Raw genomic sequence first — 12,694 nt, forward strand, 5'->3', positions numbered from 1 at the left:
TTTCTTTATTACATCAACAAAAACACCATTAAACAAAAGAAATGGTTATTTTTGTCCTACAAACATTATTACAGTTATATTTTGGGATTATATAAAAATCTATTCAAGCAAACGGCAATTTACGGACTGGCAACAGTTTTACCGAGAATGTTGAGTTTTTTATTAGTGAGATTATATACAGGAATTTTACCAACGGCAGAGTATGGAGAAGTTTCAATTGTATTATCTTGGATGGTTTTCTTTAATGTAGTGCTATCTTACGGAATGGAAACGGCTTTCTTTAGATTTTATAGTGCCGAGGATGACAAGAAAAATGTAATTGCAACTTCTACAATTTCTATATTTTGGACCTCCATTATTTTCTTATTTGTTGCGCTGATTTTTAGAAATACATTGGCTAATTTGGCAGAAGTAGATGTTCAGTATATTACCTATTCTGTTTGGATTCTAGTTCTCGATGCACTGGTTTTAATTCCATTCTCCAAATTAAGAGCCAATCAGAGGCCAATGGTGTATGCGGCAATTAAAATAGGAAACGTCGTAATCAATTTATTATTGAACATTTTCTTTTTAATGTATCTGCCGAAATTAGCAGATGCAAATCCAAATTCTGTTTGGGATAATTTATATGTAGAGAATTTCCAGATTGCTTATATTTTCATTGCGAATCTTTTGGCAAGTTTAGCTACATTCATAGTGCTTTCTCCAAATTATATTTCACTTGGGCGAAAATTCGATCCAGAACTTTGGAAAAGAATGATGAAATATGGGCTTCCAATTTTGGTTGCGGGTTTAGCCTTTGCAGTAAATGAACATTTTGACAAAATCTTATTAGGTTATCTGCTTCCTGAAAATTTAGCAAAATCTGAAGTTGGAGCTTATTCTGCTTGTTACAAATTAGGATTATTTATGGTTCTTTTTGCAACCGCTTTCAGATTAGGAATTGAACCTTTCTTTTTCAGTCATGCGAAAAACGAAAATGCTCCACAGACTTATGCCGTAATTACCAAATATTTTGTGATACTGGGTTCCCTAATTTTATTAGGAGTTATTGTATTTGCTGATGTTTTAAAATATTTATTATTAGACAATAAAACCTATTGGGAAGCCATGAAAGTGGTGCCGCTTATTATTTTAGCAAACTTCTTTTTAGGGATTTACAATAATCTTTCGGTTTGGTATAAACTGACAGACAAAACAAAAATTGGAGCATACATTTCTATTGTAGGTGCTATTGTAACTTTGGTTTTAAATTATCTTTTAATTCCAAAATACAGTTATTATGGTTCTGCGATTGCAACCATTTCGGCTTACGGAAGTATGATGCTTATTTCTTATATTTTAGGAAATAAATATTATCCAATTCCTTATGATATGAACAAAATTGGTGCTTATTTAGGTGTTTCGATATTATTTTCTGTTATTTCGTTTTACGGATTTAGAGAAAAATATTATGTTGGAATTCCACTTCTTCTAGCTTTTATATATTTGGTTTACCATTTTGAAAAAGATACTATTAAAGGTATAATGAAGAAAAAATAAGACTGATTAAAAAATTTTATACTTAAAAATGAAAATTCAAATTATCAATAAATCACAACACGATTTACCAAATTACGAAACCATTGCTTCTGCGGGAATGGATTTACGTGCCAATATTTCAGAACCAATTACGTTAAAACCTTTAGAAAGAACGATTGTAAAAACAGGACTTTTTATTGAATTGCCAATTGGTTACGAAGCGCAGGTAAGACCAAGAAGTGGATTGGCCGCTAAAAAAGGAGTTACTGTTTTAAATTCGCCTGGAACTGTTGATGCAGATTACAGAGGAGAAATAGGAGTAATTTTAGTAAATTTATCAAATGATGACTTTGTAATTGAAAACGGGGAAAGAATTGCCCAGCTGATTATTGCAAAACACGAAAGAGCGGAATGGATTGAAGTTGAAACACTTACTGAAACATCAAGAGGTGAAGGAGGCTTTGGAAGTACAGGCGTAAAATAGTTTTTGTATTTAGCAAAAACACCATAAAAAAGAAAGACCAAACCCAATGAAGATTTTTTGATCTTCCCATAAAATCAAATAAAAAATGAAAATAATTGTCCCAATGGCAGGCCGTGGATCGAGATTGAGGCCTCATACATTAACTGTTCCAAAACCATTAATTCCTATTGCAGGAAAATCTATAGTACACCGTTTAGTTGAAGATATTGCCAAAATATTGAAAGAACCAATTGAAGAAGTTGCCTTTGTTTTAGGTGATGAAGCTTTTTTTGGAGATGATGTTGTAGCAAGTTTAACAGATTTGGCAAAAAGTTTAGGAGCAAAAGCTTCAATTTACCGTCAAGATCAGCCTTTAGGAACGGGTCATGCAATTATGTGTGCAAAAGATTCTTTATCAGGACCTGCTGTTATTGCTTATGCAGATACTTTAATTAGAGCAGATTTTGAATTAGATCCATCAGCAGACGCTGTAATCTGGGTAAAACAGGTAGATCAGCCGGAAGCTTTTGGTGTAGTAAAATTAAATCAGAATAACGAAATTATTGAGTTGGTTGAAAAACCAAAGGAATTCGTAAGTGATTTAGCGGTTATCGGAATTTATTATTTCAAAGAAATTGGAGTTTTAAGAAATGAACTTCAGAATGTTTTGGATAATAATATCAAGAATGGCGGAGAATACCAGATTAATGATGGTATTAAAGCAATGATGGCAAACGGAAAAGTTTTCAAAACCGGAAGTGTTGACGAATGGATGGATTGCGGAAACAAAGATGTTACGGTAGAAACAAATACAAGAATGCTTGGTTTTCTTCATAATGATGGAGAACATTTAGTAGATTATGGCGTGACATTAGAAAACTCTACAATCATTCCTCCATGTTACATTGGAGAAAATGTTGTTTTGAAAAACACTACAATCGGACCAAATGTTTCATTAGGAAACGGATGTCATGTAACAGACAGTACAATCAAAAACAGTTTGATTCAGACTTATTCACAAATTAAAAATGCTGATTTGGATAACGCAATGATTGGAAATCATGTAAGTTATGATGGTAAATTTACCAGTATCAGTATTGGAGATTACGCTGTTTTAGAATAAAATAAAAATTAAGAAAGTTTCGTTTTGTTTAAAATGTAGTTTTAAAAATGATCAAAAAAAGAGTTTTTACAGTTTTGTTTTTTGCTTTTTTCAGCACATCGTTTTCGGTTTTTGCACAGACAGAACCGGAAGATATTGCTATGGCAACAGATGAATATCAAGACTCGTTTTATGAATCATTAAAACAAAAAGGAATCGAAAATTATGATAAAGCTATTGTGTCATTGGAGAAATGTATCAAACTAAAACCCAATGACGCTGTGGCTTATTTTGAATTAGGAAAGAACTATTTTGCTCTTAAAGAATATCGAAATGCACAGGATAATTTTGAAAAAGCAACGCAGTTAGATCCTAAAAACAAATGGTTTTGGTTGGGAATTTACGATGTAAGTTACGAAACTAAAAACTATCCACTTGCGATTGAAACGATTCAGAAAATAATTGTTTTTGACGAAGAGTACAAAGACGATTTGATTTCGTTATATATGATTACCAATCAGTATGATAAAGCATTAATTGCTATTAACGAAATGAACGACAAGTTCGGGAAATCTTCTGATCGTGAAATTTATAAAGCACAGATTCTATCGCAGGGTAAATATCAAAATGCAGAAATTGATAATTTAATTCAGCAGATTAAAAAAGATCCAAAAGAAGAATCCAATTATTTGAATCTCATTCTTTTGTATTCAAAAAATAATGAAAACGAGAAGTCGCTGGATGTTGCCAAACAATTAGCTAAAGAAATCCCAAATTCAGAATGGGCACAGGTTAGTTTGTTTAAAACCTATTTAGATGCCAATCAGGCTGATAAAGCTATAAAATCGATGAATGTGATTTTGGCAAGCTCAAAAATCGATTCAAAAATCAAACACAGAACTTTGAATGAGTTTTTGATTTATACCAATAAAAACCCACAGTATGCTGCCGATTTAGAAAAAGCTATTTCTTATTTTGATAATGATCCAAATGTTGATGTTGCCAAAGAAATTGGAAAATTTTATCATAGTAAAGGACAGTTTGAAAATGCGATTAAATATTATGAAAAAGATTTAAAAGCCAATTCAGATACGGAGCTAGAAACCAATATGTTATTGTTGGAAGCGTATTCACAAACAAAACAATTTGAACCCATGACCAAAAGAGCCATGATGCTGATTGAAGTATATCCGAGTCAGGCTCAGTTTTATTACTATGCAGGATTAGGAAGCAACCAGCAAAAACAGTTTAAAAATGCAAAAACCGTTTTAGAAATGGGGCTTGATTATGTGGTTGATGACGAAAAATTAGAATCAAATTTTAATATTCAGTTAGGAGAAGCATATAATGGATTGGGAGATGCCAAGAAAAAAGAGGAATACTTTTTGAAGGCGAATGAAATATTAAAGAAAAAAAAGTAAAAGAGAAATTCAGATGAAAAAATATATAGCAGTACTACTACTTTCGGTTGCAGTAATCTCATGTAAAACGAAAGCAGTTGCAGTACAAAATAGTACAAGCCCAATAGTTGCACCAAAAGAAGAGAAGAAAGTAATTGAAAAACATTACGATAATAAGTTAGATTTTTCTACTCTGTACATAAAAGCAAGTGCAAAGTATGTTGATGAGAAACAAAGTCAGAATGTTACTGCCGAAATCAGAATTGAAAAAGATAAACAGATTTTAATCAGTGTTCGTTTTTTAGGAATCACAATGGCAAAGGCTTTAATAACTCCTGATGCAGTAAGTTATTATGAAAAAATAAACAGCACTTATTACGAAGGAGATTTTACAAGTTTAAGTAAATGGCTGGGAACAGATTTAGACTATAGTAAAGTACAAAACTTATTGGTTGGTGAAGCTTTTGATGATTTAAGAAAAGGAAAATATACGCAGACCATTGTAGAAAATCTTTTTAGACTGGACGAAGAGAAAGATGCGAATTTGAAGAAAACCTTTTTCTTAGACGGCGAGAAATATCTAATTCAGAAAGAGGAAATTTCACAGCCATCAGAAAACAGAACTTTACAGATTGCATACTCAGACAGCAAAACTTTCGATCAGGGAATACTGCCTACAAGTATTGAAATCAATGCGGTACAACCAAAAGGAAAGACAAGCATTAATTTGAATTATAACAATATTTCATTTAATGAAGCACTTTCTTTTCCTTATAGCGTTCCAAGTGGTTATAAAAAAATGACAATTAAGTAAATTTGCAAAAATAAAAATAGAAACATGCCAAAATTTCTCCTAAGTCTAGTTTTAGTTTGTGCCACTACTTTTGTATGGGCGCAGGATTCTCAGCAAGAAAAACTGGAACAGCGTAAAGCTCAAATTCAACAGGAAATCAGAGACAATGAAAAAATGCTTCAGTCTGTTCGAAAAAAAGAGAAATCTGCTGTGAATGAATATTTGATTCAGGCTAATAAAATCAAACTAAAAGAGAAATTAATCAATACCACTGCAAAACAGGAAAGATTGATTAGCAATGATATGTATATTAATCAGGTTCAGGTTAATAAACTAAAAAAAGAATTAAAAGTTCTAAAAGAAGATTACGCTGAGATGATTTTAAAATCGTACAAAAGCCGTTCTGAACAAAGCCGTGCCATGTTTATCTTGTCTTCTGAAAATTTTTTACAAGCCTATAAAAGAGCACAGTATCTAAAACAATATACAACTTTTAGAAAAAATCAAGGTCTTGAAATTCAGTCAAAAACAGCTCAGTTAGTTGATTTTAATGCAAAACTGGATGGACAACGACAAGTGAAAAAGAAAATTATTGCTGAAAATCAAAAAGAGAAAGTAACTCTTGAAGCAGAAAAAAAAGAACAGCAAAAATTGGTTAATTCACTTAAAAAAGACAAAAATAAAATTGCCGCAGATATTCGATCCAAACAAAACGAATCTAAACGTATCGACAAACAAATTGACCGTTTAATTCGTGAAGCGATTGCCGAAGCCAATAGAAAAGCAGCTGCTGAAAGAGCAAAAGCTAATCCAGGTACAAGTGAAGCAAAAGCACCAGTTTCATCTTCTAAAATTGCTTTAACTCCAGAAGATAAAATTTTGGCTGCAGATTTTAAAGCGAACAGAGGAAGATTGCCTTGGCCGGTAGAAAAAGGATTTATTTCTCTTGGATATGGAGATCAGCCACACCCGTTGCATCCTTCGATTACAGTTCACAATTCTGGAGTTGAGATTACAACAGAAGATGGTGCGAGCGCGAGAGCTGTATTTGCAGGAGAAGTTTCTAAAGTTATTGTTTTATCGCCAGTAAATAAAGCAGTTGTGATTCAGCACGGAGATTTCTTTACAGTATATCAAAACTTAAGTTCAGTTTCTGTAAGTCAGGGAGATAAAGTAACGATCAAACAAAATATTGGAAAAGTGAGAACAAGTGGAGATACAGGAAAAACAATTATTAAATTCCTGATTCTTCAAAATACTTCAAACAACAATCCAGAAGGATGGTTGCAAAGCAGATAAAAATATAGGGAGCAAAATTGCTCCCTTTTTTTATGGAATTTGTCCCGATAGCATTGGGATTGGAATTTTACTCATTGCTGCTGTTGCTGTAAATGATCCATATAATCTAATTGTTCCTGAACACGAGCCGAAACTTCTTGAAGTTCAACGTCATTTATTTCTTCAAATTGTCGACCGTCTTCATAACCAATCGAAACGCAAACAGAAAGAGTTTGTCGGGCTAATCCTTTAAAAGTTCCTTTGATTGGCGTACAGTCACCAAAATTTCTTCCAACCGATAGTCGAACATGATTATCCATCGTCCAAATATTATTGGTCGGATCTAAACCAATCCAGCCTTGATTTGGCGTATAAATTTCGACCCAGGCATGTGTGGCGCCTTCACCACGAAGACCACTTTCATTTGGACAAATATAACCGCTTACATATCTGGACGGAATTCCAGCAGTTCGCAAAAGCTGTAATAAAATATGAGCAAAATCCTGACAGACTCCTTTTTTATGAGCTAAAATTTCATCAACTGTTGTTTCGATATTGGTAATGCCTTTGGTGTAAGTAAAATTCTCAAAAACATAGTGATTACATTGTTGTGCAATTTCAATAATAAATTTATTTTTGATATTTATTTTTTTAAGAATGTCTTCAATTTCATTTTGTTTTTCAATTTCGTCCAAATAACAAAGGCGTAACAACATGATACTTTTCTGTTTTTCTTCTTCGATATCTTCTACAGTGGTGGAATCAATTTCCGGAATTTTGAGAGAATGATTCACACGAACCAGCATTCTGGATTCGATTGTCATTTCGGTATGAGCATCCAAAACATTAAAATTGCCAACACGATTTCCGTAGTAATCCTCAGAAATATCCACTTCCGGATTATGACTAATTAAGATTTGATATTGCAGTACTTCCTGATTTTCAAAATGATGGGGAAAAAGTCTGATTTCGTTAATACTTTCCTTTATCGGATAATTATATTGATATTTAGTAATGTGAACTATCTTGAAAAGCGCCATGTTTTTAGGTATAAGAAAAGAATAATTTTGAAAAATCTGTAGAAAATTGAGTGAGCTGATTTTTAGTATTTCGTAAAACTTCTTCCAGTTCCTGATTGGTTAAATGCTGATAATCTGTAAAAGCAACATAACTTTTCAAACGCCCAAACTGATTTTTTAATGTTCGGGCCTCGCTCATATCATTATCCTTAAAAAGACTATCCAGATAAGTATTAATCAATTCCAAAGTATAAATCACGGAGTGTGCAAAATCCTTATTAAAAATAACCTGATGAACGACTTTTCTGTTATGCGAAATGTTGCTGTAACTTTTTAAATATAGTTCGTAACCCGAAAGTGATAATAAAAGTCTTCTCCAATAAATTAAATCTTCTTCTCCTTCGAGATTGTAATTTATGGGGGCAAAATACGCCTGAGTCATAGAGATGGTTTGTAAACATCTTTCAATATGTTTCCCAATACTCGAAAAACACCAACCTAATCCTCGAGGCATTGTTACTTGAAGAATTCCATTATAAAGCAATAAATCTTTGTTCAGTTTTGTAATAACTTTTAAAGCATCACTGGTTTCCAGTTTTTTAGGCAAATCGGGTGAATTCATATAATGATACATCGAATTAATATGTTCCCATAATTCTTTGGTGATTTTATCCTGCGAACCGCGTGCATTTTCCCGAGCTTTTATCACCAAATTTTTAACTGAATTATCGTTCTGATTATCACAGATTATGTATTTTAAAACATAAGTATTATCATATTGAATAGAATGAATTTTGTCCTGAGACAAATTCGTATAATATTCTAAAAGAGGTCTGTAACCTTGAAAATCACTAATTTCTTTATCAAAAGATAAAATATAGGAAGTGTTTAAAGTAAGCAGCATTCCATCAGTTCGTTCCATGTATCGGTTAAGCCAAAACATGCCGTCTGCAACTCTACTAAGCATAATTACTTTTTTTGAATGTTATTAAATTTGTTTATTTTATAATCCAGGTATCTTTACTGCCTCCGCCCTGAGATGAATTGACAACTAGGGAACCTTCGGTTAAAGCCACTCGGGTTAATCCGCCGGGTACAATTTGAACTCCTTTTGGCCCGCATAAAGCATATGGGCGTAAATCGACATGACGCAATTTAAGCTGTCCATCAATCAGACACGGAACAGTGCTTAATTGAATAATGGGTTGGGCAATAAAATTTCGAGGTGTTTTTGTAATTTCAATTTTAGCGTTATCCAGTTCTTCCTGAGTCGCTTTATTTCCCATAATCATTCCGTAACCGCCACTCTGATTGGTTTCTTTTATGACCATATTTTCCATGTTGGCAAAAACCAATTCACGTTCGTCTAAGTTTTCCATTCTGTAAGTAGGAACATTTTTTAGAATAGGTTCCTGATTCAAATAATATTTGATCATATCTGGAACATAGGCATAAATTGCTTTATCGTCTGCAACTCCGTTTCCGACAGCATTTACAAGTGCTACATTTCCTTGTCGGTAAGCACTTATCAAACCAGGAACACCAAGTGCGCTGTCCGGTTTAAAAACCAACGGATCAAGATATTCGTCATCAAGACGCCTGTAAATCACATCGACTTGTTGTAAACCAGAAGTTGTTTTCATATAAACTTTACTATTGTTGACAACCAAATCACGACCTTCAACAAGTGGAATTCCCATTTGACGCGCCAGATAAGTATGTTCGTAATAAGCAGAATTATAAACTCCAGGTGTCAATAAAACAACATTCGGATTGGAGATATTTCTCGGCGAAAGCGAAACCAGAATATTGTGAAACAACATTGGGTAATTACTTACCATGCTGACATGATTGGATGAAAGCATATCCGGAAAAATTCGTTTGGTAATTTCTCTGTTTTCCAGCATGTAACTAACACCGCTTGGACATCGAAGATTATCTTCCAAAACATAAAATTCTCCTTTAGCACCGCGAATCAAATCTATTCCTGCAATATGAACATGAATATTGTGAGGTACTTTTATGCCCTGAACTTCCTGAATGTAATGCGGACACGACGCAATCAATCCTGCGGGAATAATGCCTTCTTTTACAATATTTTGTTCATTATAGATATCTTCCAAAAATAAATTTAAGGCCAGTAAACGCTGTTTGATTCCGGACTCAACTTCCTGCCAGTCTTTCTGTGTAATAATTCTAGGAATGATATCAAAAGGAAAAATACGTTCAATGCCATTGGCATCATCACTGTAAACAGTAAACGTAATTCCTTGGTTCATAAAAAGATCTGAGGCTTGTTTTTGTTTGTTGGTTAAGTTTTTATGACTTAAATTTTGTAAAGTTTTAAAAACTTGGCTGTAAGAATCGCGGACACCTTCTTTAGAAAACATTTCGTCCCATCCGCTATGCGTTAAACTAGGTGCTAATTTTGCCATATCCGAATTATTAAATAAATTGAATTATAGACTTTTTAGTAAAAAATAAACATTTTTTGTTCTAATTTATAAAATAATTTTTCAGTAAAACTTTAAATAGATGTGAATTTTTTAATTTATGTAGGATTCGTTTTTTCGACTTTCTATTTTGAAAAGTTTACTTTTTAGAGGTGGTTTTTTTTGAAATTTGATATTCTAAAAATGGCTCTGCACTAGTTTCTTATTTGGAAATCGGAGTTAAGAATGGACAGTGTACAAAAAAGGGAGCAATTTTGCTCCCTTTTTTTACTAGTAATTTTCTTCTAAGAAATATTTTAAAACATCTGTTGTCGTGACGATTCCTTTCAATTCTCCTTTATCAACAACTGGCGCGGCATGAAATTCTTCTTTTACAAAAATTTCGGCCAAGTCTCTAATTATAAGATCTGAGGAAACTGTTTTTGGTTTAGCAGTCATAACCTGAGGAATAGTAAGCATTTCTAATATAGCTTCATCTGCTCCATCCTGTCCGTCAAACAAAGCACCAAAAGTAAGACGGTTGATATCGGTGCGGCTGATTATGCCCACAACTTCTTTTCCGTTAACTACAGGAATATGACGGATAGAATTTGCTTTTAATTTCTCTACAACATTTTTTAAATCATCATTTTGATTTACTGTTATAACGCTCTTTGTCATAATGTGACTTATTGGTTCTCTCTTTTTCATAATTTGATTGTGTTAGATTTATATCAAATTTGAGTATTAAATGAAACTAATAAGATGATTTTTGTCAGTACAAAAAAGAACAATAAGTAGTATTTTAGGTAGCTATACTTTGTAGTAAGAAGATTTAATTTTGATTTCAAACAATAAAAATTACTATTCAAGTTCGTTTGAAATTGCTACGATTGAATTTAAAAATAGTATTTTTGCAGTATGGAAACAAATAGACAGAAAAAAATAGGCGGCGTCCTCCAGAAAGATCTGGTTGATATCTTGCAAGGTGAAGTGAGAAAAAATGGAATTTCTAATTTAGTAATTTCAGTGTCCAAAGTAAGTGTAACTACAGATTTGTCTGTAGCAACAGTATATTTAAGTATTTTTCCACAAGAAAAAGCCAAAGAAACTTTAGAGGCAATTAAAACAAATACGACCTTAATCAAACATGATTTGTCACAGCGTGTACGTTTGCAGTTACGTCGTGTTCCGAATTTAGTTTTCTTTATTGACGATTCTCTAGATTATATTGAGAAAATTGACAATGCACTTGCAGGAAAAGAAAACCCAATTGAAAATCGTGATCTTTTAGAAAAAAGAAGAAAATCATAAATTGAACTTCTCCCTTTACATAGCCAAACGATATATTTTTAGTAAAAGTAAAAATAGTGCTATTAATATTATCAACCGTATTGCCAGCATGGGAATCATTGTTGGTGCAATGGCTTTGTTTGTGGTTTTGTCCGTTTTCAGCGGATTAAAAGTTTTCAGCCTTTCGTTTACAAACGAAATTGATCCCGATTTAAAATTGACAAGTACTTATGGAAAGTCATTTTTAATTACTCCTGATCAAGAAAATCAAATCAAAAAAATGGATGGTGTTGCTTCTTACACCAAAATCATCGAAGAACGTGTTTTGTTTTTGTTTAAAGGCAAACAACAGGTTACTTATTTAAAAGGAGTTGACAGCAATTATCCTGTGGTCAATGATATAAGACAAAAACTTTTCAATGGGCAGTGGCTAAAATCAGATAGTTTTCAGGTTGTAATTGGTTATGGGTTAGCTCAAAATTTCTCAATGGGGATTTTGGACTTTGAAAACCCGCTTCAGATTTTTGCTCCAAAACCAGGAAAAGGCGCTATCGAAAATCCAGAAGAGGCTTTTAATAAAACAGATGTTTTGCCTGTTGGGATTTATTCCATTAGTGAAGAATTAGATTCTAAATACGTATTTGCAGATTTAGGTTTAACCCAAGAATTGTTAATGTACAAGCCAAACCAAATCTCTGGAATTGAATTTAAGTTAAAAGAAAATGCAGATGAAAATGCAATCAAAAAACAGCTTAATTCAATTTTTAAAAACAAAATCACGTTAAAGAACAGAGCGCAGTTAAATGAGTCTTTGTACAAAATGCTCAATACCGAAAATATTGTCGTTTATCTGATTTTTACTTTAGTAATCATTGTGGCACTTTTTAATTTGGTAGGTGCTTTGATTATGATGATTTTAGAAAAAAAGGGAAATCTTAAAACCCTTTTTAATTTGGGAGCAGAAGTAGGTCATTTGAGAAGAATCTTTTTACTTCAAGGAACTTTACTAAGCTTTTTTGGTGGTTTAATTGGACTTGTTTTAGGAATCATATTAGTCATATTACAACAACGATATGAACTCATTATGATTACACCAACTCTAGCATATCCAGTTGTTTTTTCTTTGGAAAATGTTCTAATTGTGATGACCACTATTGTTACACTTGGTTTTGCAGCTTCTTTAATTGCAAGCAGCCGAGTAAGTAAAAAATTGTTGGATTAATTTCTCCCTAAAAAATATTACTTATATTTACTGCCTTGAAAATCTACAGCATATGATTGTTTCTGCCTAATCCTAATTTTATCTCTTAGAATAATTAGGATACTTACGTTTTTATTTTTGAAGTTTAGATTTATAGATCTGAACCAATTTTATCATTTATCCTAAAATATT

The 12,694-nt window shown here is 32.6% G+C and carries 12 protein-coding genes; 8 read left to right on the plus strand and 4 right to left on the minus strand.

What is annotated here, in order from left to right; genetic code table 11:
• Positions 1-81: 81 nt before the first annotated feature.
• The 6 genes from BM289_RS01400 to BM289_RS01425 all read left to right on the plus strand — a co-directional run bounded on the left by BM289_RS01400 (position 82) and on the right by BM289_RS01425 (position 6,578).
• On the plus strand, positions 82-1,542 hold the full coding sequence (locus BM289_RS01400; RefSeq protein ID WP_091490236.1) for a lipopolysaccharide biosynthesis protein: 1,461 nt from the start codon (positions 82-84) through the stop codon (positions 1,540-1,542).
• Between the two features lie 28 nt (positions 1,543-1,570).
• Positions 1,571-2,005, plus strand: coding sequence for a dUTP diphosphatase (gene dut, locus BM289_RS01405; RefSeq protein ID WP_091490238.1), 435 nt, complete (start codon positions 1,571-1,573; stop codon positions 2,003-2,005).
• An 85-nt stretch (positions 2,006-2,090) separates the two neighbouring features.
• Positions 2,091-3,107 (plus strand): sugar phosphate nucleotidyltransferase, encoded by a 1,017-nt coding sequence (locus tag BM289_RS01410; protein WP_091490239.1) that lies wholly within the window; start codon positions 2,091-2,093, stop codon positions 3,105-3,107.
• Between the two features lie 47 nt (positions 3,108-3,154).
• The gene (locus BM289_RS01415) at positions 3,155-4,507 is read left to right on the plus strand and encodes a tetratricopeptide repeat protein (protein WP_091490240.1); all 1,353 of its coding nucleotides are present in this window, start codon (positions 3,155-3,157) and stop codon (positions 4,505-4,507) included.
• Positions 4,508-4,520: 13 nt separating this feature from the next.
• Entirely contained in the window at positions 4,521-5,300 is a 780-nt protein-coding gene (locus tag BM289_RS01420) for a lipoprotein insertase outer membrane protein LolB1 (protein WP_091490241.1), read from the plus strand.
• Positions 5,301-5,324: 24 nt separating this feature from the next.
• Complete coding sequence (locus BM289_RS01425) at positions 5,325-6,578, plus strand: murein hydrolase activator EnvC family protein (protein WP_091490242.1); 1,254 nt, start codon at positions 5,325-5,327, stop codon at positions 6,576-6,578.
• 71 nt (positions 6,579-6,649) lie between these two features.
• Here BM289_RS01425 and BM289_RS01430 read toward each other — a convergent pair whose 3' ends face one another.
• The 4 genes from BM289_RS01430 to BM289_RS01445 all read right to left on the minus strand — a co-directional run bounded on the left by BM289_RS01430 (position 6,650) and on the right by BM289_RS01445 (position 10,719).
• Positions 6,650-7,597 (minus strand): transglutaminase family protein, encoded by a 948-nt coding sequence (locus tag BM289_RS01430; RefSeq protein WP_091490243.1) that lies wholly within the window; start codon positions 7,595-7,597, stop codon positions 6,650-6,652.
• Positions 7,598-7,601: 4 nt separating this feature from the next.
• Positions 7,602-8,543, minus strand: a complete 942-nt coding sequence (locus tag BM289_RS01435) for an alpha-E domain-containing protein (protein WP_091490245.1) — start codon at positions 8,541-8,543, stop codon at positions 7,602-7,604.
• Between the two features lie 31 nt (positions 8,544-8,574).
• On the minus strand, positions 8,575-10,011 hold the full coding sequence (locus tag BM289_RS01440; RefSeq protein WP_091490246.1) for a circularly permuted type 2 ATP-grasp protein: 1,437 nt from the start codon (positions 10,009-10,011) through the stop codon (positions 8,575-8,577).
• A 288-nt stretch (positions 10,012-10,299) separates the two neighbouring features.
• Entirely contained in the window at positions 10,300-10,719 is a 420-nt protein-coding gene (locus BM289_RS01445; protein ID WP_091490248.1) for a CBS domain-containing protein, read from the minus strand.
• 210 nt (positions 10,720-10,929) lie between these two features.
• On the opposite strand from BM289_RS01445, the gene rbfA reads away from it, so the two are divergent.
• On the plus strand, positions 10,930-11,322 hold the full coding sequence (gene rbfA, locus BM289_RS01450) for a 30S ribosome-binding factor RbfA (RefSeq protein ID WP_091490249.1): 393 nt from the start codon (positions 10,930-10,932) through the stop codon (positions 11,320-11,322).
• A 1-nt stretch (position 11,323) separates the two neighbouring features.
• Complete coding sequence (locus BM289_RS01455) at positions 11,324-12,523, plus strand: ABC transporter permease (RefSeq protein ID WP_091490251.1); 1,200 nt, start codon at positions 11,324-11,326, stop codon at positions 12,521-12,523.
• The last annotated feature ends 171 nt before the right edge of the window (positions 12,524-12,694 follow it).

The sequence above is a fragment of the Flavobacterium phragmitis genome, from assembly GCF_900112575.1.
Taxonomy (GTDB): domain Bacteria; phylum Bacteroidota; class Bacteroidia; order Flavobacteriales; family Flavobacteriaceae; genus Flavobacterium; species Flavobacterium phragmitis.

Coding starts and splice junctions, on each gene's coding strand:
- dut (WP_091490238.1), top strand. CDS start 1,571: ATGAAAATTCAAATTATCAATAAATCACAACACGATTTACCAAATTAC.
- BM289_RS01410 (WP_091490239.1), top strand. CDS start 2,091: ATGAAAATAATTGTCCCAATGGCAGGCCGTGGATCGAGATTGAGGCCT.
- BM289_RS01415 (WP_091490240.1), top strand. CDS start 3,155: ATGATCAAAAAAAGAGTTTTTACAGTTTTGTTTTTTGCTTTTTTCAGC.
- BM289_RS01420 (WP_091490241.1), top strand. CDS start 4,521: ATGAAAAAATATATAGCAGTACTACTACTTTCGGTTGCAGTAATCTCA.
- BM289_RS01425 (WP_091490242.1), top strand. CDS start 5,325: ATGCCAAAATTTCTCCTAAGTCTAGTTTTAGTTTGTGCCACTACTTTT.
- BM289_RS01430 (WP_091490243.1), bottom strand. CDS start 7,597: ATGGCGCTTTTCAAGATAGTTCACATTACTAAATATCAATATAATTAT.
- BM289_RS01435 (WP_091490245.1), bottom strand. CDS start 8,543: ATGCTTAGTAGAGTTGCAGACGGCATGTTTTGGCTTAACCGATACATG.
- BM289_RS01440 (WP_091490246.1), bottom strand. CDS start 10,011: ATGGCAAAATTAGCACCTAGTTTAACGCATAGCGGATGGGACGAAATG.
- BM289_RS01445 (WP_091490248.1), bottom strand. CDS start 10,719: ATGAAAAAGAGAGAACCAATAAGTCACATTATGACAAAGAGCGTTATA.
- rbfA (WP_091490249.1), top strand. CDS start 10,930: ATGGAAACAAATAGACAGAAAAAAATAGGCGGCGTCCTCCAGAAAGAT.